The 26811-nt window shown below is 40.8% G+C and carries 21 protein-coding genes and 1 tRNA gene; 11 read left to right on the top strand and 11 right to left on the bottom strand.

The genetic code is table 11. The features are described 5' to 3' along the window. Positions 1–351: 351 nt before the first annotated feature. The gene (locus HWV02_RS04570) at positions 352–1200 is read left to right on the top strand and encodes a MurR/RpiR family transcriptional regulator (RefSeq protein ID WP_019440856.1); all 849 of its coding nucleotides are present in this window, start codon (positions 352–354) and stop codon (positions 1198–1200) included. Between the two features lie 179 nt (positions 1201–1379). Continuing rightward, positions 1380–2816, top strand: coding sequence for a pyruvate kinase (gene pyk, locus HWV02_RS04565; protein WP_211689819.1), 1437 nt, complete (start codon positions 1380–1382; stop codon positions 2814–2816). A gap of 156 nt (positions 2817–2972) precedes the next feature. Here pyk and HWV02_RS04560 read toward each other — a convergent pair whose 3' ends face one another. The 3 genes from HWV02_RS04560 to HWV02_RS04550 form a co-directional block, all read right to left on the bottom strand. Beyond that, positions 2973–5261, bottom strand: a complete 2289-nt coding sequence (locus HWV02_RS04560; RefSeq protein WP_211678675.1) for an acyl-CoA dehydrogenase — start codon at positions 5259–5261, stop codon at positions 2973–2975. Between the two features lie 85 nt (positions 5262–5346). Then, positions 5347–5994 carry a TetR/AcrR family transcriptional regulator gene (locus HWV02_RS04555; protein ID WP_211678673.1) on the bottom strand — a complete coding sequence of 216 codons (648 nt, stop codon included), beginning with the start codon at positions 5992–5994 and terminating at the stop codon, positions 5347–5349. A 305-nt stretch (positions 5995–6299) separates the two neighbouring features. Next, the gene (locus HWV02_RS04550; protein WP_211674268.1) at positions 6300–7808 is read right to left on the bottom strand and encodes a fumarate hydratase; all 1509 of its coding nucleotides are present in this window, start codon (positions 7806–7808) and stop codon (positions 6300–6302) included. Between the two features lie 296 nt (positions 7809–8104). Here HWV02_RS04550 and pabB point away from each other — a divergent pair, with 296 nt between their 5' ends. Continuing rightward, a complete protein-coding gene (pabB, locus tag HWV02_RS04545; RefSeq protein WP_211689818.1) occupies positions 8105–9499 on the top strand; it encodes an aminodeoxychorismate synthase component I in 1395 nt (464 codons plus the stop codon). A 319-nt stretch (positions 9500–9818) separates the two neighbouring features. Beyond that, positions 9819–9893, top strand: a tRNA-Gly gene (locus HWV02_RS04540). 431 nt (positions 9894–10324) lie between these two features. Here HWV02_RS04540 and HWV02_RS04535 read toward each other — a convergent pair. Then, positions 10325–13213, bottom strand: a complete 2889-nt coding sequence (locus HWV02_RS04535) for an RHS repeat domain-containing protein (RefSeq protein WP_211689817.1) — start codon at positions 13211–13213, stop codon at positions 10325–10327. A gap of 684 nt (positions 13214–13897) precedes the next feature. Between HWV02_RS04535 and HWV02_RS04530 the strand changes: the two genes are divergently transcribed. Further along, the gene (locus HWV02_RS04530) at positions 13898–14467 is read left to right on the top strand and encodes a CoA pyrophosphatase (RefSeq protein WP_211689816.1); all 570 of its coding nucleotides are present in this window, start codon (positions 13898–13900) and stop codon (positions 14465–14467) included. Between the two features lie 40 nt (positions 14468–14507). Here HWV02_RS04530 and hemF read toward each other — a convergent pair whose 3' ends face one another. The 3 genes from hemF to HWV02_RS04515 form a co-directional block, all read right to left on the bottom strand. Further along, the gene (gene hemF, locus HWV02_RS04525; protein WP_211678648.1) at positions 14508–15410 is read right to left on the bottom strand and encodes an oxygen-dependent coproporphyrinogen oxidase; all 903 of its coding nucleotides are present in this window, start codon (positions 15408–15410) and stop codon (positions 14508–14510) included. Between the two features lie 152 nt (positions 15411–15562). Beyond that, positions 15563–16327: a ParA family protein gene (locus HWV02_RS04520; protein ID WP_211678646.1), complete on the bottom strand. Its 765-nt coding sequence runs from the start codon at positions 16325–16327 to the stop codon at positions 15563–15565. A gap of 34 nt (positions 16328–16361) precedes the next feature. After that, a complete protein-coding gene (locus HWV02_RS04515; RefSeq protein ID WP_211674263.1) occupies positions 16362–17141 on the bottom strand; it encodes a DeoR/GlpR family transcriptional regulator in 780 nt (259 codons plus the stop codon). Between the two features lie 234 nt (positions 17142–17375). Between HWV02_RS04515 and HWV02_RS04510 the strand changes: the two genes are divergently transcribed. The 4 genes from HWV02_RS04510 (at position 17376) to HWV02_RS04495 (ending at position 21238) form a co-directional block, all read left to right on the top strand. Continuing rightward, positions 17376–17651 carry a hypothetical protein gene (locus HWV02_RS04510; protein WP_211674262.1) on the top strand — a complete coding sequence of 92 codons (276 nt, stop codon included), beginning with the start codon at positions 17376–17378 and terminating at the stop codon, positions 17649–17651. A gap of 126 nt (positions 17652–17777) precedes the next feature. Then, entirely contained in the window at positions 17778–18755 is a 978-nt protein-coding gene (locus HWV02_RS04505; protein ID WP_211678644.1) for a DUF2333 family protein, read from the top strand. Between the two features lie 131 nt (positions 18756–18886). Next, entirely contained in the window at positions 18887–19711 is an 825-nt protein-coding gene (locus tag HWV02_RS04500; protein ID WP_211689815.1) for an SDR family oxidoreductase, read from the top strand. 36 nt (positions 19712–19747) lie between these two features. Further along, a complete protein-coding gene (locus tag HWV02_RS04495) occupies positions 19748–21238 on the top strand; it encodes a carboxypeptidase M32 (RefSeq protein ID WP_211689814.1) in 1491 nt (496 codons plus the stop codon). Positions 21239–21417: 179 nt separating this feature from the next. Here HWV02_RS04495 and HWV02_RS04490 read toward each other — a convergent pair whose 3' ends face one another. Both HWV02_RS04490 and HWV02_RS04485 read right to left on the bottom strand, forming a co-directional pair. Next, the gene (locus tag HWV02_RS04490) at positions 21418–21615 is read right to left on the bottom strand and encodes a hypothetical protein (protein ID WP_211689813.1); all 198 of its coding nucleotides are present in this window, start codon (positions 21613–21615) and stop codon (positions 21418–21420) included. Positions 21616–21645: 30 nt separating this feature from the next. Further along, positions 21646–22419: an MBL fold metallo-hydrolase gene (locus HWV02_RS04485; protein WP_211689812.1), complete on the bottom strand. Its 774-nt coding sequence runs from the start codon at positions 22417–22419 to the stop codon at positions 21646–21648. Between the two features lie 147 nt (positions 22420–22566). On the opposite strand from HWV02_RS04485, the gene HWV02_RS04480 reads away from it, so the two are divergent. Next, on the top strand, positions 22567–23529 hold the full coding sequence (locus HWV02_RS04480; protein WP_211689811.1) for a GlxA family transcriptional regulator: 963 nt from the start codon (positions 22567–22569) through the stop codon (positions 23527–23529). On the opposite strand, the gene HWV02_RS04475 is transcribed toward HWV02_RS04480, so the two are convergent. After that, on the bottom strand, positions 23485–24384 hold the full coding sequence (locus HWV02_RS04475) for an AraC family transcriptional regulator (RefSeq protein ID WP_211689810.1): 900 nt from the start codon (positions 24382–24384) through the stop codon (positions 23485–23487). The genes HWV02_RS04480 and HWV02_RS04475 overlap by 45 nt on opposite strands. 505 nt (positions 24385–24889) lie before the next feature. Then, positions 24890–25084: a hypothetical protein gene (locus HWV02_RS22975; protein ID WP_370629440.1), complete on the bottom strand. Its 195-nt coding sequence runs from the start codon at positions 25082–25084 to the stop codon at positions 24890–24892. Positions 25085–25265: 181 nt separating this feature from the next. On the opposite strand from HWV02_RS22975, the gene norR reads away from it, so the two are divergent. Further along, positions 25266–26807: a nitric oxide reductase transcriptional regulator NorR gene (gene norR / locus HWV02_RS04465; protein ID WP_211689809.1), complete on the top strand. Its 1542-nt coding sequence runs from the start codon at positions 25266–25268 to the stop codon at positions 26805–26807. Positions 26808–26811: the final 4 nt, after the last annotated feature.

Below are 26811 nucleotides of genomic sequence, written 5' to 3'. Positions count from 1 at the left end.
TGAATATTTCTTACTGTAGGTATAGCACATGATTGTTTGTGCAATTTTATTACTATTTTGAAAACATATTACGACTATAACTAGTTATAAACCTACATAGATTTTGCTTGTAAATTCGTCATTATCACGATGTTTATGCTGTTTAAGCTACTTTAACCATAATAAAGTCACAAAAATCTGTGGAACGATGCTAAACATAAGTAAAAAATGTAATAATAGTTCGACTTACTTCATATTTTTTACATAATTCACGTAATAAATATCCATCAAGGCTTATAATGCTGCTATAGATTCGCATTTACCTTCATTACTTTATCATGCGCCCATTGCGGAGCTTGCCAGGGAAATATCATGAGTATGCTCGAAAAAATAATCCAAAATTTAGAAATATTCAGTAAATCTGAAAAAAAGGTTGCTGATGTTATTCTAGAATCTCCGCAATCAGCTATTCACTCAAGTATTGCGACACTTGCCAAAGTTGCAGATGTAAGTGAACCGACAGTTAACCGTTTTTGCCGTCGTCTAGATACCAAAGGTTACCCTGATTTTAAATTACATTTAGCACAAAGTTTGGCTAACGGTACCCCGTACGTAAACAGAAACGTAGAAGCAAACGATGGTCCTGAGGTTTACACGCAAAAGATCTTTGAAACGACTATCGCTCACTTAGACTCAGCAAAAAATAGCTTAGATCCAGAAGTGATTAATAAAGCGGTTGATCTACTTATTCAATCGAAACAAATTTCATTCTTTGGCTTAGGTGCTTCTGCATCGGTTGCCCGTGACGCTGAAAATAAATTCTTCCGTTTCAACGTACCCGTCATTTGTTTTGATGACATTATGATGCAACGCATGAGTGTAATTAACAGTACTGAAGACTCTGTAGTGGTATTGTTCTCACATACAGGCCGTACTAAAAGTATGGTTGATGTGGCGAAACTCGCACGTGAAAATGATGCAATCGTGATTGGTATCACAGCACAGGACTCACCACTAGCAGAATACTCGAATCTGGTTATTTCACTTGATGTAATGGAAGATACTGACGTATATATGCCTATGGCATCACGTGTCGCGCAATTGGTACTGGTTGATGTACTGGCGACTGGTTTCACATTACGCCGCGGTGATAAATTCCGTGAGAACTTGAAGAAAGTAAAATCCGCAATCAAGGATTCACGCTTTAACAAAATAGATTAATCTCAAAATGGCCGCTGATATGTGGCCATTTTTATTTCCCCTATCACTTTTTTACTTATTTTTGTCACCAAACGGTAATCAAGCCTTTGCATACTAATACGATTTAAGATCACCTTTTGTCTGACAGTATTTAAATAACATACTTTAAAATATCATCTCATTATTCATATGGAGTCATTATGTTACGTCGTACTAAAATTGTAACCACCTTAGGTCCAGCAACAGATCGCGATAATAATCTAGAAAAAATTATTCTTGCTGGTGCCAATATGGTACGTATGAACTTTTCTCACGGTAACGCCGAAGACCACATCAAGCGTGCCGAAGACGTTCGTGAAATTGCTAAAAAACACAATAAACACGTGGCTATTTTAGGTGACTTACAAGGACCTAAGATCCGCGTATCTAAATTTACAGATGGTAAAATTCACTTAAACCTAGGTGATAAATTCTGCTTAGATGCAACATTTGATAAAACTGCGGGTAATAACGAATGCGTTAGTATCGATTATCCAGAGCTAGCAAATGATGTTTTCGCGGGTGATGTACTGCTACTTGACGATGGCCGTGTACAATTAAAAGTAACCGAAATTAAAGGTCAGCAGATCCACACAGAAGTGACGGTAGCGGGCCCATTATCAAATAACAAAGGTATCAACAAGCAAGGTGGTGGTTTATCGGCTGAGGCGCTTACTGACAAAGATAAAGCAGATATCCTTACCGCAGCTAAAATTGACGTCGACTTTATTGCGGTTTCTTTCCCGCGTAACGGCAATGATATCAATTATGCGCGTGAACTTGTTCGTGCTGCAGGCTCTAATGCGAAAATCTGCGCCAAAGTTGAGCGTGCAGAGACTGTAGCAACAAAAGAAAGCATGATAGATATCATTCTAGCATCTGACGCAATTATGGTTGCACGTGGCGATCTAGGCGTTGAGATTGGTGATGCGGCACTTGTGGGTGTACAAAAATCACTGATCCACTTATCACGTAAATATAACCGTGTTGTGATCACCGCAACACAAATGATGGAATCAATGATCAATAGCCCAATGCCAACGCGTGCAGAAGTGATGGACGTGGCAAATGCGGTTCTTGATGGTACGGATGCGGTCATGCTATCTGCAGAAACAGCGGCCGGTGACTTCCCTGTAGAAACAGTGAAAGCAATGGCTGAAGTATGTTTAGGTGCAGAAACACACCCAAGTATGAATGTCTCAAACCACCGTATCGAGTATACATTCGATTCAGTTGAAGAAACCATTGCGATGTCGACGATGTATGCGGCGAATCACTTAAAAGGTGTAAAGGCTATTGTTGCATTGAGTGAGTCAGGTACTACGCCATTATTGATGTCACGTATTAGCTCTGGCTTACCGATCTTCTGCTTATCTCCACATCAAAAAACATTGAATGCGACAGCCCTTTACCGTGGTGTAACCCCACTACTATTTAACACGGAAGGCTTATCTCAGGAACGTATCATAGAAGGTACTTACGCGGTACTTAAAGAAACAGGTCAGGTGCAACCTGGTGATATTATCTTGTTCACATTAGGCGATAAAATGGATACAGTAGGTTCAACCAACACCAGTAAAATCCTAAAAATAAAATAACTGTATTCCTGTACTCAATGAGCCCAGCACTAATAAAAGGTTAAGCGTCGTTTTATAATAATGCTTAACCTTGTAGAAAAGAATACAGACATAAAAAAACCGAGACTACTATAAGATAGCAGTCTCGGTTTTTTTCATGAGTGGCTCAGTTAAAACTTAAGCTACTTTATCGTCTTTTATTACTTTTGAAATTCCCGCAAACTCTTCTGGAGTGAATGAGTCAACGTTAATCGCAGCAAAACGTAGTTTATCAGCAGCAAGTAATTCGTCTGCTTCAACTTGTGTAATGATACCTTTTTCAACAGCAAGTGGCGCTGCAACGTTTACAGCTAACTTACGTGGTATTGTACCTTTAGATGCAGCAATTGCGATTTTCTTCTCAATTGGCTGAACTTTGTACATCGCTTGGAACGCAGCTTCCATATCGAACATTGCCGTGTTTGCATCTTTCTCGTCACCAACATAACAAAGGTGTGTTAGACGGTCACGCGCTTCGCTTGGTTTAAGCAGTACTTCACAAATTTCTTTTGCAATATCATCTGCAGGCATTTTGTAGCTGATGCCGAATGGGAATACCACAACTTTAAGTGTGTTTGCAATCGCTTTGTTACCGAAGTTTTGGAAGAAACCAGAAAATGCTTTACCAATTTCAAACAAGTTACGTTCGATAGCCCAAGACAGCATAGGTAAATCTTCAGCTTGACGACCTTGCTCTTCAAAATGTTTCAACGTTGCAGATGCAAGGTACAAGTTACTTAGTACATCACCTAAACGTGCTGAAATCATTTCACGACGTTTCAAGTCACCACCAAGCACAAGCATAGATACATCAGCACACAATGCTAATGCTTTACTCATACGCGTAAGTTGCTTGTAGTATTTCTTCGTTGGACCCGATACAGGCGCAGAGTTTAACATGCCGCCAGTCAGACCTTGGCCTAATGCACCAAAGAAATTTTTCGTACCAAAGGCAATATGCTTAAACAATAATTCGTCAAATTGCGCTAATGCTTCTTTTTCATTTGGATTGGCAGCCGCTTGTAATTCACCGAGTACATATGGGTGACAACGTGTTGCACCTTGACCAAAGATCATTAGGTTACGCGTAAGGATATTTGCACCCTCAACCGTAATAGCTACCGGAATACCCCAATAAGCGCTGGCTAAATAGTTCTTAGGACCACACTGAATACCGCTACCTGCTTGTATATCAAGTGCATCATCAATAACAGTACGCGCCATTTCAGTCATGTGGTATTTAGAGATTGCCGTAACAATCGCAGGACTTTGACCAAGATCTAGTGCACCAGTTGTAAATTTACGCGCTGCTTCAAGTTGGTAAGTTAGGCCACCAATACGAGCCAGAGACTCTTGCACACCTTCAAATTTACCAATTGATAAACCAAACTGTTTACGTACATATGAATAAGCACCCGTCATACGCGCAGTTAAATGGCCACAAGCACTGCCTAGAGCGGGTAAAGAAATACCACGACCAGCAGATAGACATTCAACCAACATACGCCAGCCTTTACCAACCATTGGTGCGCCACCGATAACCCAATCCATAGGAATGAATACATCGTCACCATAAGTGGTACCATTCATGAACGCCAGACCCATTGGGTAGTGACGGTCGCCAATTTCAACACCTTCGTGTGACGTTGGGATTAATGCACATGTAATACCGATATCAACGTTGTCACCCAGTAGACCATCAGGATCTTGCAGTTTAAATGCCAGGCCAAGTACAGTTGCAACAGGTGCTAACGTAATATAACGCTTACTCCACGATACGCGGATACCAAGCGTTTCTTTACCTTCAAATTCTTCTTTAACTACGCGCCCCATATCTGGAATACCACCAGCATCAGAGCCCGCTTCAGGACCAGTCAGTGCGAAACATGGTACTTCAGTACCATTTGCTAGACCTGGTAACCAACGATCTTTTTCTGCTTGTGTACCGTAATGTGCAAGTAATTCGCCCGGACCTAATGAGTTAGGAACCATTACTGTTACAGCCGTAGATAAACTACGTGTAGCAATCGTTGTTACAATCGTTGAGTTAGCGTAAGAAGAGAATGCTTTACCGCCGTATTCTTTTGGAATGATAAGCGCAAAGAAGCCGTTTGATTTAATGAAATCCCAAACTGGTTTTGGTAAATCACGATCTTCATGAACGATTTTATAATCATCCAGCATCGACATTAATGTTTTAAGTTCGTTATCAATGAAGCTTTGCTCATCTTTAGTTAACTTAGGCGTTGGGTAGCTAAGCATTTTATTCCAATCAGGATTACCTGCGAATAAATCACCATCCCACCACACACTACCAGATTCCATTGCTTCCTGCTCTGTTTGTGAAAGCGGTGGCAAGATGTTCTTAAACACTTTAAATAATGGTGCTGTGATATTATTCTTTCTAAACTCACTCATTGCGCTCATAACGATTTCCTTTTGTTTCACTATTTTGATGCTGTATTTACAACTTTGGATCTGAATTCACAACATCCAAATAGCTAAATTGCATCTACATGCTTGTAGTTTCTGTTGAGGTGTTCATTCCAGATGCCAAATAAGGGATCACTTTACGAATTAGTCCCTCGACATCAATATCTTGGTTAAAATCTGCTTTCGCAATATCCATCAATGCGCCGCTTGAGCCCATCGTAAATACTGCTGTACCCAGGGTAAAATGTAATCGCCAAAAGAGCTCTTGCGATGACAACGCTGGGTTCGCTTTCAATAAAGCCTTAGTTATGTTGGCTAAGACTTCACCGTAATGCGTTGTGGTGTACCAACGTAAATGCCCTTGCTCATCAGTATAACTTCGACCAAGCAACTGCATAAAAATCACGGTACCATTTTTACTTTGTTGCTCTAACGCTAATAGCGGATCAACAAAACAGTTAAACACATCTAACAACGATGGTTTTTCAGCTTGTGCACATAAGGCGGTTAACTTCTCATTCAGTAGGGGCATGAAGAGTTCGAGATGTCGGGCGATAACCGCCTGAATCAATTCTTTCTTAGAACCAAAATGATAATTAACCGATGCCAAATTCACACTTGCTCGTGTAGTTATCAAGCGTAAAGAAGTATCTGAAAACCCATGTTCAGCGAACAAACTTTCGGCTGCATCGAGAATGCGAGTTTTTGTATCCAACTTACTAACCATAATTAACCCTTTTTAAACGAACGTTTTAAAATTACGTTCTGACGGACTAAATGTCAATACAATGTAAACAAATGTTTGAAACAAATGTATTGAACTTGTCCTAGTTCGCATTTTTATACGTATACAAAATTAAAAATACTCACTAATAGGTAGCTACAGTAAGGGTTTTAAAGATAAACACGAGCGCCGATATTTATCTTCTATTCCCTAAAAATAGCACAGTTAAAATGAATAAAGCGCCAACCTAAGTTGCCGCTTTATGCATATTCAAACAATTTTTAAAACACTAATGCGTTATTTTCGTGTTATTCATTAAGTTTTATTTTCCAAATAGCTGGACCTTCGACATGTGCAGATACACCATTGGTATCCACTGCAACTGTCATCGGCATATCAACAACATCAAATTCGTAAATCGCTTCCATACCTAAGTCTTCAAACGCGACAACACGTGACTTCTTAATCGCTTTTGATACCAGGTATGCAGCGCCACCAACAGCCATCAAATAAACGGCTTTATGCTTCTTGATACTTTCAACAGTTGCAGGACCACGTTCTGATTTACCGATCATGCCTAATAAACCCGTCTGTTCTAACATAGTATCGGTAAACTTATCCATACGTGTTGCAGTTGTTGGACCAGCAGGACCGACGACTTCATCACCCACAGCGTCAACCGGACCAACGTAATAGATAAAGCGGTTAGTAAAGTCTACCCCTTCTGGCAAGCCCTCACCTTTATCTAACATATCTTTAATACGTTTATGCGCCGCATCACGACCTGTTAAAATCTTACCTGATAATAGAACCGTTTCGCCGGTTTTCCATTCGAGTACTGACTCAGGTTTAATATCATTAACATTAACACGACGAACGCTATCACTTACTTCCCAAGTCACTTCAGGCCAATCTTCTAATTTCGGTACATGCAATTCTGCAGGTCCTGAACCATCAAGGATAAAGTGAGTATGGCGTGTCGCTGCACAGTTCGGGATCATAACGACAGGCTTTGATGCTGCATGAGTTGGGCAAGATTTAATCTTAATATCCAATACCGTCGCCATTCCGCCTAAACCTTGCGCGCCGATACCTAGCTTATTTACACGGTCAAAAATGTCTAAACGCATTTTTTCATCCGTTGTTTCCGCACCTCGCGCCATCAACTCGTGGATATCAACCGGTTCCATTAATGATTCTTTAGCCATAACTGCTGCTTTTTCAGCAGTACCACCAATGCCTATACCTAACATACCCGGTGGACACCAACCAGCGCCCATCGTAGGTACAGTTTTTTCAACCCAAGCTGCAACGTCATCAGACGGGTTTAACATCACCATCTTACTTTTATTTTCAGAACCGCCGCCTTTCGCTGCGATCATTACTTCAACTTTCGCGCCAGGTACCATTTCGACATGCACTACGCCTGGTGTATTATCTTTGGTATTTTTACGTGCGCCAGCAGGATCTGCGACAATTGAAGCGCGGAGTGGATTACCTTCAAATCCATAACCACGACGAATCCCTTCATCAACCATTTCTTGCACTGTTTGATCAGTTTCCCACTGCACATTCATGCCGATTTTAACGAAACAAGTCACAATGCCAGTGTCTTGACAAATTGGACGCTTACCTTCCGCAGACATACGTGAATTAATGAGGATTTGTGCAATCGCATCTTTAGCAGCTTGGCTTTCTTCTGCATTGTAGGCTTTTTCCATTGCTTGGATAAAATCAAGCGGATGGTAATATGAAATGTATTGTAGCGAATCTGCAATACTGTCGATAAAGTCCGCTTTACGGATAACTGTACTCATGGTCAACTCCCTTTTGCTTACTCACAGTGCTAACTAATTATTATATTTATCATGTTCAAAGCCATGGATCGGCCTCAAAATAGCTAGCAATAAGATATCTAGTTCTAATTTTGCCTCTATCATACCTTTGCTGATCACTTCTCTCCACTAAAAACTATGCTTAATCTATACGAAATAACAACAGCGACACAACTTTATAGCAACACCGAATTCAGTTTATATCACCTTAGAGCCAAGATTAATCAGACGATTTATGATAATCTGCGCGCATCAAAATTGAGGGATATGCTGTACCGATGAAAACACTTGTAATAAAACCAATCGCCTTTCCTAGCAATGGCATTCACTCACTTTTTTCCCCGCTAAGTACCGCCCCTTGGTCAATTTTACTCGAGTCAGGTTCTGTAGATCACATTGATAGTCGTTTCCACATTATTGTGGCGGATCCGATTGCCACCCTCGTCACAGAAGGTACCCAAACAACCATTAATCAGGCCAGTGGTAAAACCGTCACCACCGAAGATTCATTTTCAGTATTACAAACCCTAAACCAGCAACTTATTGGCGACATAGCCCCGCATAAACTGGATGTTGATTTACCTTTCATTGCCGGTGCGCTGGGTTATTTTGGTTATGACTTAGGCAGAAATATTGAGAAAATTGACAACCTTGCTAATGACGATCTGAACTTCCCAGATATGGCGGTTGGTTTATATGATTGGGCGATTGTCGTTGATATAAAGCAACAACAGGCATGGCAAATACAATTTAGTGACAATGCTGAGCAGGCTTGGCAAGATCGTTATGATTGGTTAGTGCAACAAGGTGTAGCTAAACAATTATCAGCCAAAACAACTGCAACAACGTTTAAATTAAAAAACAGCTGGTCCTCTAATATGTCAGAGCAGGCTTACCATCAAAAATTTGATCAAATCCAGCAATATCTACGATCGGGTGATTGTTATCAAATTAATTTAGCCCAACGCTTTAACAATCAATATCAAGGCGATGAATGGCAAGCATACTGCACCTTAAGTCAACATAATAAAGCCCCCTTCTCAGCATTTATGCGCCTCGAAGATAAAGCGATATTGTCTATTTCACCAGAGCGTTTTATTCAAGTCAAAGAAACGCAGATTGAGACAAAACCAATTAAAGGCACCCGTCCACGCAGTCAAGACCCGAGCATTGATCATGCAAATGCACTGGCATTGCAAAGTGCAGAGAAGGACCGTGCTGAAAATTTAATGATTGTCGACTTATTACGTAATGATATTGGTAAAATTGCGGTACCAGGTTCGGTTCGAGTTCCTAAATTATTTGATGTCGAGAGTTTTCCCGCGGTCCATCATTTAGTAAGCACGGTCATAGGTCAGATGCCCGCAGACAAACAACCAAGTGAATTATTACGTGCATGCTTCCCTGGTGGTTCAATCACTGGCGCGCCAAAAATAAGAGCAATGCAAATTATTGAAGAGTTAGAGCCCCATCGCCGTTCATTGTATTGCGGTAGCATCGGTTATTTATCGGCACATGGGCATATGGATACCAGTATTACTATCCGCACTCTATTGTGTGATAGCGGTGAGATATATTGTTGGGCTGGCGGTGGTATTGTCGCAGACTCGGTAGGCGAAGAGGAATATCAAGAAACATTCGATAAATTAGCAAAAATATTACCTATACTTTAGCTGATTAATGGTAACGCATTGAGAAACAATTAAATCATTGTTTTTCAATGTTTAATAAAAACGTATAGCAGTAACACTCCAGCACTGGGTTATAAAGTATTTAATTCACGTCTTGTGATTACCTAGGAAACTGACGGAGTAATTAGCAAAGGAGTTAGCCCTACAGCGTGATAAGAGAATTTTTGTCGCAATTGATATAATTGAGCGAAATACTGTATAAAAAAAAGAATGTATTGGGCATTTGTTGTTCTCCAGTTACTAAGAAAACGATGGGGGACTAGACAATGCCATGATATTTATGAGAATATAATTAAAATTAGCGTGCATCGTATAATGGCAATTACCTCAGCCTTCCAAGCTGATGATGCGGGTTCGATTCCCGCTGCACGCTCCAATTCTAAAGCGCTCGTCATTCTTAAATCTCCAATTTCTTATTTAGACCTTAAATAACATACATAACGATGATCGTGCCTAGTAATAATTATCAGCGACTCTCACCATCAATAATAAGATATGAGGGGGAAGAGTTCTTAGAACATAGAAAATACCTTAATTGTGTCATGATTGAAAGTGACACAAGTTTACTAAAATTAACTATTCCACGCAAAGACGCGTAGAGCCGATAAACGTTCACTCAGTAAAAAGCCCCCAAACGTTCCGCTCAAAAGCGGGCAATAGAGCAACTGAGGGCTATAAATCCTGTGTTAGTTAACCCCGATAAATTCAAGCCAAGTTCATCAACTCAGTGACAGATAAATTGATTTGTCGCCGTTTGTTACATATATTTATTAAATACCAAAAGCGACAATTATGCCTCAGTAGATGCTATTTTCTTGCAGGGAATCGCTCCCGAGCCTTTGATGAACGGATATCTTGTTGCTGCGAACCAGGCAATCTACGATAGTGATGTTCTGAGGACATTGTTACGCCACCACCATGATAACCAGCAACATTCGGATTAGCGAATCCCACCTTACTCAGTGCATTACTCAGACTTTGCGCAAATGGTTCCGCCGTCACCGTGGATGGAGAGTTGCTATCGTAATCAGGCTTGGCTGCAGCAGCCAAATCCTTGGACTTGAACGATTTTGGATCCCGAGTATCAGCACTGTAGCAGGAGACGGCACGGATATCGCTGAATTTTTTATCGAGCCCACCATTACTCAGTTGTTCAGCTAGGCCAGATGCATCCATCATCCCAATCTTACAATCTTCATCAGCCGCGAGCATATTCAGACCCGGTCCACCATGTCCTATAATGTACAACTTATGCTTCTTGTTCTTCAGTTTAGTCAATTCCTTTCCTCCCTCATTACTGAGGATCTCCATGCGCTTGAATATATCGGCCTGACGCAGAAAATTTTTACCATCTAAAATTGCTTTATCGTAGTCCGCCGCCCCCATTGCTTTGCGAATTTGATCCACACTCATCTTACTAGCGGCCTGCATGTCCTGAACTTCTTGAGGAAACTGATTACCTTTCTTAGTAAAATAACTTATTTTCTGCTGCCGAGATGCCTCAATTTCTGACTTATCTTTGTTATTGGCGGCTATCAGCGGGTACAACTTCTTGCCCTTTTTATCTCGGGACAAATTTCTCCCCATAGCTTGAGATATAATATCTTCCGAGGCGAAAGATGCATACATAACCCCGTTCACAGATGCTCTCCCATCCACATCCCTCAATGTAACCGGATTATTCCTTACCATGCGGTACAGGTTTAAGCCATCTATCGTCCAAGCCGGGTCAGGGTTTAACCAACGGCCCATCCATGACGCATAATAACGGTAACCGTAGTAATACAGTCCCGTTGCGTCGCGCTCTTGACCCGAATAACGAACCGTTTTGTATTTGGCTTCAGCGTCACTTTTCGCTGACCACACCGCTGTGCCACCAAACGGGTAGTATTCTTCTTGGCTAATAATCTCCGCATCCTGATTCAACTCAAGATTACTGCTGCCCAAATGATTATCTAAACTATAACGTAACTGGTTATTCGGAATATCTTTTTCATTAGCTGGCTTACCTGCCTCCCAATGTTGCAGTCTTACCTGCGCACGCCCTGCCTGCCCCAGTGTCAAAACATGCAAGTCTTCCGTCACCGTATCGACTGACTTCGCTGTATTGTATTTACGGCGGAGCTCTAATCCTGGCAAGTAAATAACTTGCTCTTGCTTTTTGTCATCCAGTTTCAAGGTCTTGCGAATACGCTGCCCCTGCACCGTGTATTGATAGTGCTCCTGCTGCTGACCTGTAATGACCACTTGCTTTAACTGGTCTCGTCGACCCCAGACTAAATTTTTACTGCCCTCAAGCTGCTTGAGGTTACCATGAACATCAAAGTAACCGTCAACATCACCCCGGGTGATGGTTGGTTGAATATTCTGCTTTATTACTCGGTTACTACGCTCAGAGACAACCATTTTTGTGGTATAACCTTTGGCACTGCTCGGAATATGCTGAACTTGTTCTAGATTACCGCCGCGGTCATAGCCATAGGTACGGCTGTAGTTACGCAGTTGGTGACTGTCGCTAGGAAGTGGGATATTCGGTGTCGGTAGTGAAGAGCTTTGCGCGTTATCTGTGGCATTTTCTCGGCCTGAAGCCTTAGTAAGTTGGTACAGGGCATCGTATTCATAAGCATTGGTTGCAGACACTTTTTGGTTCTTATAGAACCGAGTCGCACTCGCTTGGTCTGCTATCGCTAAGATATTACCGACAGGGTCATAACTGTAACGTAAATCCTGTAGTGGTGAAGCATCATTCTCACGCGTCGTTTTCACCTCATTCAGACGTGATGTTTTTTCATCATAGCTATATTCAGTTACAACACCATTACCGGCGACTTCTCTCACCTTCTGACCACGTGCGTTGTATTCGAAGCCAGAGACAATACACTGTTCGTTTTTCCCATTCTGCTTTAAATAGCTGGCTGTAAGACTACCTGTAATATCATACTCACTACGCTGTACGTTGCCCTTAGCGTCCTGTTGCGTCAGCAACATTCCCAAAGCATTATAGGTCCATGCTGTAGTGTATCCATCATCACTAGCGAGTAAAATTTGCCATGCAGCGTCATTGTCACCTTGCCAGTCACTGTCAGCCGTTTCTGATGGTAATAACTGTCTGGTTTCTGATAATGGCTGACCCGTTAGACTGGTACTGTTAATTTCCTGTAGTCCGGCGTTGTCGTAATGGCGCACCAATTGTCCGATAAGGTTCTTGCCAGCTGTATCATCATCAATACTGTCGTTATAGACAAAACGTTCCGTTATTTTCGCAGTCTCACCATTCACTTGTTCAGTGATGGCTGTAGGACGGTGTAAGACCTCATCATATTCAAAGCGGCGCAGGGTTTTTCCATCCCATTCCAGATGTGGAGCACCTGTAATATCAGTAAGCGTGATACGAGAGCCAGCATCGATACTGTCAACCCCCAGTGGCTGACCTGCTAGCCCTGTTTTGTACGTAAGGTTAGCCTGAACAGGCGCCGTGTCACCTTGCTCCTGCAGGAGATTAAAGAAGCGCGGGTCAATACTGGTGTGCAGGTGACCGGCAGCATTATAAGTGTGTCTGGTAATGCGGGTATCTAACTCATCGCCTATCTTGGCGCGATTAAATTGAATTTCTCGCACGGTTAAGCCGCAGTTATCCAGTACGCTAATGGTCGGTGTGCCCTTGCAGAGCTGACCGATGTCGTCTTCATTCATCATCTATTAATACCTTTTTATTATGGATTGGATGGTGTTTTTATTTTTTCAATTCTATCCTCGGACGCGTGAGAACAACTCATGAGGTAAGGAGAAGTCCGCCAAATATAAAATAGTGACACATTAAACCAAGCAACAAAACACTTCTCTCATTTTTGGAGGTATTTTAAGGTAAATTCAGCAACATACGCCCTGTGTAACATAAAGATGATAATGCGTAGTGCCATTGTAGGTCCTGGGTTTGGGGAACTACAAACTCGATTGAAAGCTGTTGTAATTTTTATGCGGAATTACATAATCAGTAACAAAAAAAGTGCTTATTGCTACGCAATAATGACTTACATCACCGCCCTAAAGGACAGTTTTTTCGTCAAAGGTGATAAAAATGCAATAAGAAAATCCAGCCAAAAGCAGAGATGAAATAGTTCAGATATTGGAAGCTGCAATTAACTCATAACAGGAAACCTCAACTTAGTATCTTTAATTGTACTTAGCTTTTATTGAATTTATCAACCCTCGCGCCCCACCTACTGCGCTAATTATTAATGATTGAGCAATATAGCCTATACTTTAAATGAGGTATCCAGTATTTTAGTTAATGAACATAATAAATCAGTGAATAAACTAAAGTACATTATTTCAAGATTATAGTACTTCATTTCAACTTAATGAGTTGCAAGGACGCGTATGGATATTAATTCTTTAACTTCACGTTTTGTACTGTCGCCTAGCAGTAAATCGGTGAGTAAATTATCCAAAATATTTACGCCTGCGGCCGTGCTATTTCCTATTGTCGAACGAGAGCAAGAACTAAATCTAATTCTAACTCGTCGTGCGTCACATCTGCGCCACCACAGTGGTCAAATAGCGCTGCCAGGCGGTAAAACAGAAAAAACTGATAGTTCATCCATCGCCACCGCATTACGTGAAACCCATGAAGAAATTGGTATTCCAGCCAATAAAATTACTATTTTGGGAACACTGCCTAGTCGACCAACGATTAGTCTCTATTATGTCACCCCAGTCGTTGCCTTGATCGACAGTGATTACCAATCCAAGATTGATCCCAATGAAGTCGATGAAATTTTTGAAGTGCCGTTATCTTTCCTGCTCGATGATGAAAATCATATTATCGAAAAGAGTTTATTTAAAGGTAAGTACCGTGAAGTGACTTTTATGCCTTGGGGTAAATATCCGATATGGGGAACAACAGCGGCAATAATTAAAGATTTTTCGAAACACATTCGTTCGAATTGAACGTTAAAACCACGCCGTGAAGCGTGATCCTAAATAAAAACTATAGCCAAGTCCGAGGTTCTGAAACAACATCAACTAACGCTTGTTGCGCTTCATTCTGCGGTTCTAGATCATCATAGTGCCAACTGGCAAGCGGAGGCATAGACATCAAAATAGACTTCGTTCTCCCCTTGCTTTGCAGACCAAAAATAGTGCCACGGTCAACAATCAAATTAAATTCCGCATAACGGGTGCGACGGAATAATTGGAACTCGCGTTCTTGTTCTGTATACGGCTGATTTTTGCGTTTAGCAATAATTGGCGCATAAGCTTGTGTATAACCCTTAGCAACAGATTCAATAAAGCTTAAACTTTTCTCAATGTCCCACTGATTCAGATCATCATAAATAATACCACCAATACCACGATATTCTTCACGGTGTGGCATATAGAAATATTCATCTGCATCTTGTTTAAACTGTGGGTACAGCTCATCACCAAATGGAGCGACAGCATCACGCGCCACGGTATGAAAATGACGAGCATCATCTGCGTACAAATGAATTGGCGTTAGATCAAAACCACCTCCCAACCACCAATGCTGTTGACCGTCATTATCAGTCACCATAAACATGCGTACATTGGCGTGACTTGTCGGTGCATGCGGGTTACGTGGATGAACCACTACCGACACGCCCATCGCTTGATATGACATACCTGTAAATTGCGGACGTTTAGCCGATGCAGCCGCCGGTAATTTATCACCGCTTACCATCGAAAAGTTTACACCCGCGCTTTCATATACTTCACCGTCGCGTAATACACAACTAGTGCCCTGACCAAGATGACTAGTCCAATGATCAGCGATAAACTCGCCGTTGGTTTCTTCAGCCTGAAAAGCCGTGATAATTGATTGTTGGATATTACGAAAAAATGATTCTAGGTCATTAATACTAACTGACATAACTACCTTGCTTATCACTTAAACAGCAAACATTGAGGCCGAATGCTATCTAAAAATATGATTAATAAAAATACACTCACACAGATGAGTATGAAAAGAAATCCAATTGCTTTAGCTTAAGGTTCATCCCTCAGCCAAAGCAATTGGAAATATTATGCAGAGATCTCAGCGTAGAGATCGCAAAATTGCAGTGTCACTTTATGCTTAGGCGCACAATTGATCAAGGGCTGAGAAATATTATGTGATTCTTTTACTTTCACGGAGCTGTGGATCAGGGTATTTAAAATCGGTAAATTTTCCGATCTTAATTCTGCAACCAGTTTTTTTGGTAAACTAGCTTGCCCTTGGTACTGGTTAACCACAATCCCTTCTACCCGTAATTTATCATTATGATCTTGTCGTGTTTCTTCAATATTGGCTAATAAACTATATAAACCACGACGTGAGAAATCATCACAATCGAAGGGAATTAAACAAGTATCCGCGGCAATCAAGGCCGACAAACTATAAAAGTTAAATGCTGGCGGTGTATCGATATAAATTTCATCGTAATCACGCCTTAATTTCACCATAGCATCACGCAATTTATAGATTTTATGTCGTTGTTCTAATTTAACAATCAATTCACCAAGCAATTCTGACGCTGGCATAATGGCAAGATTAGAAAATGCCGTCTGCGCGATAAAGTCATGATAAGGTCGCCCTTTCATAATAATATTTAATGTCTGCTCAAAAAACTCAGCAGCACTAAAATCAACCTTATAATCATTTCCTAATAAATAGGCACTGGTATTACATTGACTATCTAAATCGATAATAAGCGTACGCTTGCCTTCTGATGCAGCGATAGCAGCCAAATTACTACAGATCGTAGATTTACCTACGCCACCTTTTTGATTAAAAACAACACGGATCACGAGACACTCCCTTCTCTAATTATTATTTAATAGTTTAACTCTCTAACGTTGACTTACAGACTATCGACTCGACCTGGTGTAACAGCAATAACTTCGCAAGTTCTTCTGGCGGTTCTATATCAGTAAATAGTTTATTAACTTGATTCACATTACCAATGTTAACCATAGCATTACGACCGAATTTTGTGTGGTCAACAGGTAAAAATACCTCTTGTGAACATTCGATGATAGCTTGTGTCACGCGCACTTCTTGATAATCGAAGTCGAGTAATGAACCATCCATATCTAAACCACTTATAGTTACAATACCGAAATCCATTCTAAATTGCTTAATAAAGTCGACAGTTGCTTCACCAACAACACCTGCGTCTTTGTTACGCACTTCACCACCAGCCACAATCACTCTAAAATCAGGTTTCTGCATCAAAATCGTCGCAACATTCAGGTTGTTGGTCACAATTCGTAAATTAGTATGGGTAAGTAATGCGTGCGCTAAGGCTTCCGATGTGGTGCCGATATCAATAAATAACGATGAACCATCAGGAATTCGCTCCGCCATCGCTTGTGCTATTTTCATTTTACCTTTAGCTGTTTTTTGTTTACGGTTAACGTATGAATCATTAACCACACTGCTTTCTAATAATGAAGCACCACCATGATGACGGCGAACCAAGTTTCTTTCAGCTAATTCATTTAAATCTCGGCGGATTGTTTGCGGGCTGACTGAAAAATGTTCAACTAAGACTTCAGTACTAACAAACCCTTCTTCTTTAACCAGCGAAATTATTTTTTGATGACGTGTATTTTGTCTCACATCTTTCTCCCTGCTACCCCTAATGTAATTATCGAAAGGGAGTTAAAATTTACACTTAGTTTATATCATATTTACACCCGTAAACCTGAAAAATAGCGTCAATAAACAAAGTTTAACCTCATTTTGAGATATACTAATGGCTGAACATCAATAATTTCAAGTTGCCATCAACAAGTTCAACATTGCAAGCAACGTCTATATTCAAGTAACTAAAATACAATGAGACTATAATAAATGGCTTCAGATCCCGATAAATTACTTAACAAGCATCCCGGATTAACCCATTCAGAACTCCAAAAAGTCACTTCTCATGTACAAAGAGAAAAAGACGAATGGTACCTCAATACAGTCATGATAGAAGGCCACAGCGTACCTTTCAAATTTAAACGCAAAAAGCCTTATAGATCATTAACCGGTGTATACGTCAATCTGACTTACTACCCTGAGGTCGAAGACGTCGCAGGATTCAAAATAGAAATTATGCATGTGGTCAGAATTAAAAAAACATAAGGTGTTTTTATGTAAGTATTGGTATGTATTTTTTTATATTGTGATTAGGCTTGTTGCAAGCATTTCAGCGAGTTACACTAGAGTAAATATTACTAAACTTAATGTATGATTCGAGGGAACGACCAGATGAGTAAATCTAAAATCATTGCAGGTATTGCAGCTGTCGGTATTATCTTTTATGCAACGGCCATTTATTGGAGCATTGAACCAGATAATTTCAGTCCAACACAAATCACGGAAGAGTTAACTAAAAACAATACTGATATTGCGGTAGGTTCTTACACCACCGCCACGCTGATTAAAACACTTCAAACATTAGATGACAAAAATGGCGGTTACCTCAGTAATTCAATATTACCACCTGCAGTTTTGATGGATAACATGCCATCATGGGAATATGGATTATTAGAGCAATCGCGTGATCTGATGTTAGTATTACGTCGTGACTTAAGCCGCTCACAAACGCAGTCAACTGAAAATAAAGACCTACAAAAAGCACACGGTTCGTTAAACGTTGGACATAAACGTTTATTCCCAACGAATGCCAATTCTGAATACAAAAAGACAATCGTTGAACTTCAAAAATACCTAGATAAATTAAATGATTCGCAATCACAAAATGCACAATTTTATGCGCGTGCAGATAACCTTGCTGAATGGTTTAAACAAGTAGAAAAGCGTCTTGGTTCATTATCACAACGTTTAAGTGCGTCAGTTGGTCAATACCGTATCAATACTGATTTATCGGGTGATCTTGGCGCTGAGCAATCCACACTCACAGAGTCAGGTTCTACCGTTAAAACACCATGGTTAGAAATCGATAATGTATTCTGGGAAGCACGTGGCTCTTCTTGGGCACTATATCACTATTTAAAAGCAGCACGTATTGACTTTAAAGGTGTACTCGAAAAGAAAAATGCCTTAGCAAGTGTTGATCAAATCATCCTTGAACTAGAAGCATCACTTCAGCCTGTAAACAGCCCTATGATTCTAAACGGCGCTGGTTTTGGGATGTTTGCTAACCACTCTCTGGTAATGGCAAACTACCTTTCTCGTGCTAATGCAGCCGTAATTGACCTACGCAGATTACTAGAACAAGGTTAATAACGAACTTTGAGTATCATTAAGCCTGTAACAGTGTTACGGGCTTTTTTGTGTCTGAGATTCATGACAAACTACAGATTCATAAACCATTTATTATGCGTTAAGCACAACGCAACGTGGAGATATCAGCAATGCAAACAGTATTAATTACCGGCGCTTCAACAGGGATCGGTTATGACGCTGCTGTCACCCTGAAAGCGGCAGGTTATCGTGTTTTTGCAACGGCGAGAAAGACGCAAGACGTGACGAGGTTAATTGCTCAAGGTTTTGAAAGTGTGCAACTGGACTTAAGTTCTACAGCCTCTATTACTGCTGCGGTCGCACATATAATCCAACTCACCGATGGCAAGATTGATGTGCTGTTTAATAACGGCGCTTATGGTCAACCTGGCGCTGTCGAAGATTTACCAACAGATGCGTTGCGTGTTCAATTTGAAACCAATGTCTTTGGCTGGCACGAGCTAACCACACAAATTATCCCATTAATGCGCGCCAATGGCCGCGGCCGCATTATTCAAAATAGCTCAGTTCTAGGTTTAGTGACGATGAAATATCGCGGGGCATACAACGCAAGTAAATTTGCGCTAGAAGGACTAACAGACACGTTAAGACTGGAGTTATTAGATTCCCCAATCAAGGTATCACTTATTGAACCCGGCCCTATTGTAAGCCAATTTAGAGCCAATGCATTGTCAGCCTTTCAAGCCAATATTGATATCGAAAATAGTATCCACAGTGCTGATTACCAACAACAAATTAGTCGGTTGGGTAAAAAAGACGTCAGCAACCAGTTTACTCTAGGCCCAGAAGCCGTCACCAAAGCACTTATTCATGCTATCGAAAGCAAAAATCCGAAAGTCCGTTATTACGTAACCTTTCCAACCTATTTATTTGCCTTGTTAAAACGTATTTTACCCTTTAGAGTATTAGATAAAATATTAGCTAAATCAGGCTAACATTCCCCTATTAATAGACTCAACCTTGGAGTTAACATGACAACTAGTTCAGCATATGAAGAGTTATCTAAGCACTTTAAAAAGATACATAACCTAAGCCACTTATCTTCTATTTGTGGTTGGGATCAAGCTGCTATGATGCCAGCAGGCGGTAATGAAGCACGCTCTGAAGCAATGGCCGAACTAGCCGTCATGATCCACCAGCAAAGTACCGCACCACAACTTGCCGGCTTAATTAACCAAGCACAAGCTGAAAACCTGTCAAGTGAGCAACAAGCCAGCTTGGCAGAGATCGACCGTAGCTGGCAGCAAGCTAACGTTGTACCGGAAGAACTTGTCTCGGCAAAATCGTTAGCAGGCTCTAAATGTGAACACGCTTGGCGTACCCAGCGTAAAGAAAATGATTGGGCAGGTTTTGCTAAAAATTTAAAAACAGTCGTTGAGCTGTCACGTGAAGAAGCCAGTATTCGCGGTCAAGCAAACAACTGTAGTAACTACGATGCCTTGATGGATTTGTACGAACCGGGCATGACTAGCGCCCAACTGGATCCTATTTTTAATGACGTTAAATCATGGTTACCAGAATTAACGCTCGCTGCCCAGGAAAAACAACGCAGTGACAATGTCATTATGCCAACAGGACATTTCCCGATTGCATCTCAGCAACAGCTGGGATTAAAAACCATGCAGATCCTCGGCTTTGATTTTAACCATGGTCGTCTTGATGTATCAACTCATCCATTCTGCGGTGGTGTATCTTCAGATGTACGCATAACAACGCGATACGAAGAAGATGACTTTACCCAGAGTTTGATGGGCGTTGTCCATGAAACGGGCCACGCACGTTATGAGCAAGGTCTACCAAAAGCATTGAACCATCTACCAGTAGGCCAAGCGCGTTCGATGGGTATTCATGAAAGCCAAAGCCTGTTATTTGAAATGCAATTAGGTCGTAGTAAAGAGTTTTTAACCTTACTGACACCAGAAATACAGAAGGCTTTTTCAGGTACAGATAAGGCTATTTATAACCCGCTTAATCTAAGTCAGTGCTACACACGAGTGAAGCCAGATTTTATCCGTGTTGATGCAGATGAAGTCACTTATCCTGCACATGTGATGTTACGTTATGAAATCGAACAAGCACTGATGAATGGTGATATTGAAGTGGATGATATTCCAGAATTATGGGCCCTTAAAATGCAGCAATATCTTGGTGTTGATACCAAGGGTAATTACCGTAATGGCTGTATGCAAGATGTGCATTGGACAGATGGCAGCTTTGGTTACTTCCCATCTTATACCCTTGGCGCTATGTATGCTGCACAGTTTATGGCGACCATCAAACAACAGATGGATGTACCAGCAATCATTACCAGCGGGGATTTATCACCTATCTTTAACTGGCTGAAAACCAATATTTGGAGTAAAGGTAGTTTATTCACTACAGATGAATTGGTTAAAGCGGCAACTGGCGAAACGTTGAATGCAGGGTATTTTCAAGAACACTTGAGAAGCCGTTACCTTTAGGAATTTACATAAATTAAGGCGGGGTCTATTTTTGAACATAAATGCGTTAGAGCTTCAGCCCTAACGCATGGTAATAAGTGTAAATGATCACCTATTTGATTAGCTCCGCAGTATCTAAAGTTTAGAAAAATTTAGTTGATTTTCCATCCTCTATCGTTAAAACATGAGTGACGCTAGCTTTAAAAGTATTCCCCGTAGCTCGGTTTGTGCCAACATAATACCCTGTCATAACCACTTTGTTGTCTGCGCCAGGCAGCTCCTTCTATACGATAATTATGGATATAGCGTGGTAAAGCAGAAAAGATATTTTCTTCAATTTCATCCTCACCCTCGGCGAAATGCTTGTAGGCAGTCTTAATAATTTCAATGTTTGTCATAGCTGAACGCTCCTATGCCTTTTTCAGAATTTAAAGCTCAATCAATTCACCATCGCCTGGTACTAAAACGTGCTTAACAAGATGATTTTCAACAATAAAACTGTTCAACTCTGAACGAGTTAAGGCTGCGTGATTTACTGTTTCCATATGAGTGGCGATAATCTTCGCATTAGGCAGCGCTTTGTGCATGGTCAGCACATCTTGCTTACCCATGATCAGAGGGCCTAAACCAGGTGCTTGCGCATCACCAGTATTCAAAATCACTATCTCAGGGGCGTGATCAGCAATCACCTTTTCAACATGTTCATTCCACAAAGTATCACCCGCCAAATATATAGTCAGCTCTTGTCTGTGTTGAAACACCACACCACTAACCTCACCCAGAACATGACCAATGACTTCCATCGTTTGATCAGAGCCATGCTGACCTGAAGTTTTGATTAGTTCGATGCCATCACCAAAAGTAAACTCTCCAAGCACCTCAACATTATAGAAGCCGCTGCTTTGAATCATTTCTTGCTCTGCCTTGTCTTGAGCGAGAATCAGAGTCTGCTTTGGAATACTTTTGATTGCATACTCATCCCAATGATCTGGATGAGCATGTGTCACAATCACAGCATCAATATCTTCTATAATTTCTTCTATGCTCATAGGAAGCTCTACAGTTGGCCAAAAAAGGTGACTATTTAGCGTGCCTTCAAGCCCAGGGTAGGTTCCTTTTGGAGCAAACAGTGGGTCAATCAAAAAGCGCTTCCCTGCAAACTCTATAATTGCGGTAGCGTTACGGATTTGGTGGAATTTCATAATTTTTCTCTTCTGTTGTCTGTTTTGTTAGGCCTATTATCAGGATTTTCATAATTTCCTACCACTGTCCTAAATGACAATTAAAATATGAACTGGGCCAAAAAATAGAGTAAGCTTAAATTAGTCTAAATAAATGGGAAATCACACATGACATTGAACCGTTCACTGCCCAAATTGTCTATTCTGGTATTCGACAAATTCAGTCCTTTCCACCTATCTGTTCCGATAATGGTATTTAATGGTGAGGTTCATGAGAAGCAAAGGTTTGAGACAATAATCGTTGCAGGGGAGTCTGGGCGCATTACTTCTGAAATAGGAATGGAGATTACGCCTAGCGCTGGATTAGATGCTTTAAAAGATTCAGACCTTATTATCGTCCCCTATTGGAGAAATCGTCACGAAAAACCTAATCAAGAGCTATTAGATACCCTACTCAAAGCCTACGATAATGGTGCAACTATTGTAGGCCTATGTTTGGGTGGATATGTACTCGGCTATGCAGGATTACTCGAACATCGTAGTGCGGCAATGCACTGGGAGTTTGAAGAGCACTTTTCTAATAGTTTTCCAACAATGAAGATGGACAACAACGCACTCTACGTTGAGGACGACCGAATTATTACTTCTGCGGGGATTGCTGCGAATATTGATTGTTGTTTGTATGTCCTACGCAAATTCTATGGTAGCAAGCTTACCAACCAAATTGCGAGACGTATGGTCGTGCCTCCTCATCGAGAGGGTGGACAAGCTCAATATATTGAACGCCCCGTACCTAGAGATACCTCTGATTCTCGAATCAATGCACTGCTGGATAAGATCAGACAAGACCTTACAATCACTTATTCTATCGATGAACTGGCCGAATCAGTATTGATGACAAGGCGAACTTTTACCCGAAAGTTCAACAACTCAACTGGGATGTCCGTAGGAAAATGGTTAACAACTGAAAGACTCCACCAAGCACAAGAGCTACTTGAAACATCCGGTCTCTCGATTGAGATGGTATCCGAGAAGGCTGGTTTTAGCTCTGTATTTGTATTTCGAGATCAGTTTAAGAAAGCCTTTTCAGTCACCCCAAAAGAGTGGCGAAAAACTTTTTTTTTCAACTAACAGTTTCAATGCTTTTCGGTAGCTATTTGGGGTCACGTGCTTATAGGCTTTAAACTGGCGATTAAAGTTGGCTTGATTAAAATAACCTACTTTTTCCATGATTATATTTATTGGTAATTGAGTGTTAACGAGCAGTTCACAGGCAACGTTTAACCTAATTTTCATCAAGTGTTGTGAAAAACTTTCTTTATAATGTTTGAAGAAAAATCGTCTAATCGTACTCTCGCTAACATATAAATGGCGCGCTAAGTCCGCTTGATAAATAGGACGCTGAAAATTTTTAAGAAGAAACGTTTCTGCCTTTCTAAGCTTATTTTCAACGTGATTATCCGGATCACCTTGAGCTGTCTTTCTCAATAACAATGGCGTTTGCTGTTCATCATCAATTAAAAGCGAAAAAACACGCATTAAAGTTGCTAATTGCTCAACGGGATTGAGCAATAACACGTCATCTAGCAACAAGAAAACTTGTTCTGCAGTCGTCTGTGAAAACTGTATGCCTTTTTGCGCTTCGCTTAAAACAGAACGTAATGGTTTGAGTTCGCTGCAGCAATAAATTAACTGTTCGATCCATTCTTTTTTAAACCATAACACGTGCGTTTCACAACGCTGCGATATCGGCAGTTTATCAGAGCAAAATGCATGTGGGATACTTGGCGCTAATAATACCATGTGATTATGATCGATATCGCTGCAATAGTTTCCAATAAGACTTAGCCCATTAAAATTGCGGTGTATGGCAATTTCATATTCTTCATGTTGGTGCCAATCAAATTTTTTTACCTCTTCCAATACTTTCTTATACCGCCAAGACACTCCAATACGTTGCGGCACCTTCTCAATATATTCTTTCATATGCTTGTCCTATAGAACAATAATACTGATTAGTACTAATAAGTAATAATAACGTAACTAATGAGCGAATAGTATTGCTATGTGGATGGGTAACACTCATGTGCTGTCGCCAACAGAGTAAACTTGAAAGTAAGTGAACGACTCAACTGGAGATAATAATATGAATGCTTTAATAAACAGAATTAATCAACTAATTATCGAAAACCGTAGTGAATGGATTGGACTAATCACCTATGGATACGGTATTGACAGTAATGATGCTCTCAAGTATTACGGATACACATCAATAGAAGATTATAGCCAAGACTTGATAAAATACTTTTCTAATAAACAGCACTGATTTAATCGAACAAGCAACAGGGTGATTGCTCCCGCCTGTTGCTTTCAATTTTAAATTATTTAACAATCGTCTTATACTATTTTAACCACCTAGTGTTGCAGTCATTCCCGAGGTAGTCAATTCTACTTGCCAACGCGCATCCTCCGCAGTGGTATTTCCACTTAATTAAATCGGATATAGCGGCGTTGTAACTTTGACTAACATCGCAGGAAAAATTACATTCGTCGCGGTATTCGTTAGCGTTTTTGCTAACGCATTAGCACTGAGTATTTCTGTTTTAAATTCAGTACCGTGAAAATCACGCACTTCCCAATCACGCTGTCCAACCCAAGAAATATTATTTTTTACATGAATAGCCATATTGTATTCCAATTAAAGAGTTAACGAATTTATATTACCTCTAAATTGCAGGTACCAAAACAAATCTAACACGTTGATTTCAAAGGGGATATCAAGATATCGCTGTCATGATGACTATCTTTACATATTGTCATTATGACTATAGACTGTCGATAAGACAGTATTCAATATGGCTGACATTATGCAAACTAGCACTAAAGACCTTATCCATATCGCCTTAGATTTAACAACCAATATCTCTAGTCAGGATCGTTTCGAACGCCTACTTACAACAATGCGTAGACTATTCAAGTGTGATGCATCTGCGCTATTAGAGTTTAAGGGACTGCATTTCAAACCCTTAGCAATTAATGGCCTTAATGCTGACGTATTGGGCAGACAATTCAATATCAGTGAACACCCTAGATTAGAAGCCATTGCCAGAGCTGGTGATGTGGTCAGGTTTCCTGCAGACAGTTCTCTACCCGATCCTTATGACGCCCTGATTACCTCACATGAAGGTAATTTGCATGTACATGCCTGTGTCGGATTACCCTTGATGGCAAATCAACGCCTGATTGGTGCCCTTACCCTCGATAGCTTTAATCCCCATCAGTTTGATAACTTCAGCAATAATGAACTACGTACGGTGAGTGCGCTTGCAGCCGCGACACTTAATATTGCATTATTGATGGATAAACTGGAAAAAGCGGCAGGCGATATGACAGAATCAGATCCCGCCAAACATCAACCCCAAAGTAACACTGAAATTATTGGTCAATCCGCGCAGATCCAAGCCTTAAAAAAAGAAATAAGCGTGGTTGCGAGCACCGATATGACCGCCTTGATCTTGGGAGAAACAGGAGTTGGTAAAGAATTAGTTGCCACCGCAATCCACCAGCAATCTTCTCGAGCCGACAAACCTCTGATATACCTTAACTGCGCAGCTTTACCAGAATCTATTGCAGAAAGTGAACTATTTGGACATGTAAAAGGCGCATTTACCGGTGCGATAAGTAACCGCAGTGGTAAGTTTGAATTAGCAGATAAAGGCACCCTATTTCTTGATGAAATTGGTGAGTTAACCCTGACTTTACAAGCAAAGCTATTACGGGTATTGCAGTATGGTGACTTACAACGTATTGGTGATGACCGAAACTTAAAAGTCGATACGCGTATCATAGCGGCAACCAACAAAGATTTAAAAGAAGAAGTACTTGCAGGTCGTTTTAGAGCAGATCTTTATCATCGCCTTAGCGTATTTCCCATTACAGTATCACCGCTGCGCGAACGTGGCGAAGACATTATATTATTGGCTGGTTTTTTCATTGAACGCTGTCGCAGCAAACTGCAATTAAGCCACCTTAGCTTAAGCTCCACCTGCCAAGCTATACTGATGAATTATCCATGGCCAGGTAATATCAGAGAACTTGAACACAGTGTTAATCGTGCAGCGATCCTCGCCAAAGCAGAAGCTACAGATGAATACGTAATACTGCAGCCCTCGCATTTTAAGCTTGAGCATGCACTCGTTGAAGTAACTGATATGATTGAGCAGCCGACAATGTCCGCCGCCAACATACCCGTCGATAATTTACGTGACGCGACCGAGCAATTTCAACGACAGTTAATCAATAACGCCCTTAAACAAAATAACAATAACTGGGCTGCAACTGCACGCCAGCTTTCTGTCGATGTTGGTAACCTGCACCGATTAGCTAAGCGGATTGAATTGAAACAATAACAAT

The organism is Moritella sp. 28, from assembly GCF_018219435.1.
In the GTDB taxonomy this organism is placed as follows: domain Bacteria; phylum Pseudomonadota; class Gammaproteobacteria; order Enterobacterales; family Moritellaceae; genus Moritella.
Note: the sequence above shows the minus strand (reverse complement) of the source record. Positions and strands in the feature narration are given on the sequence as shown.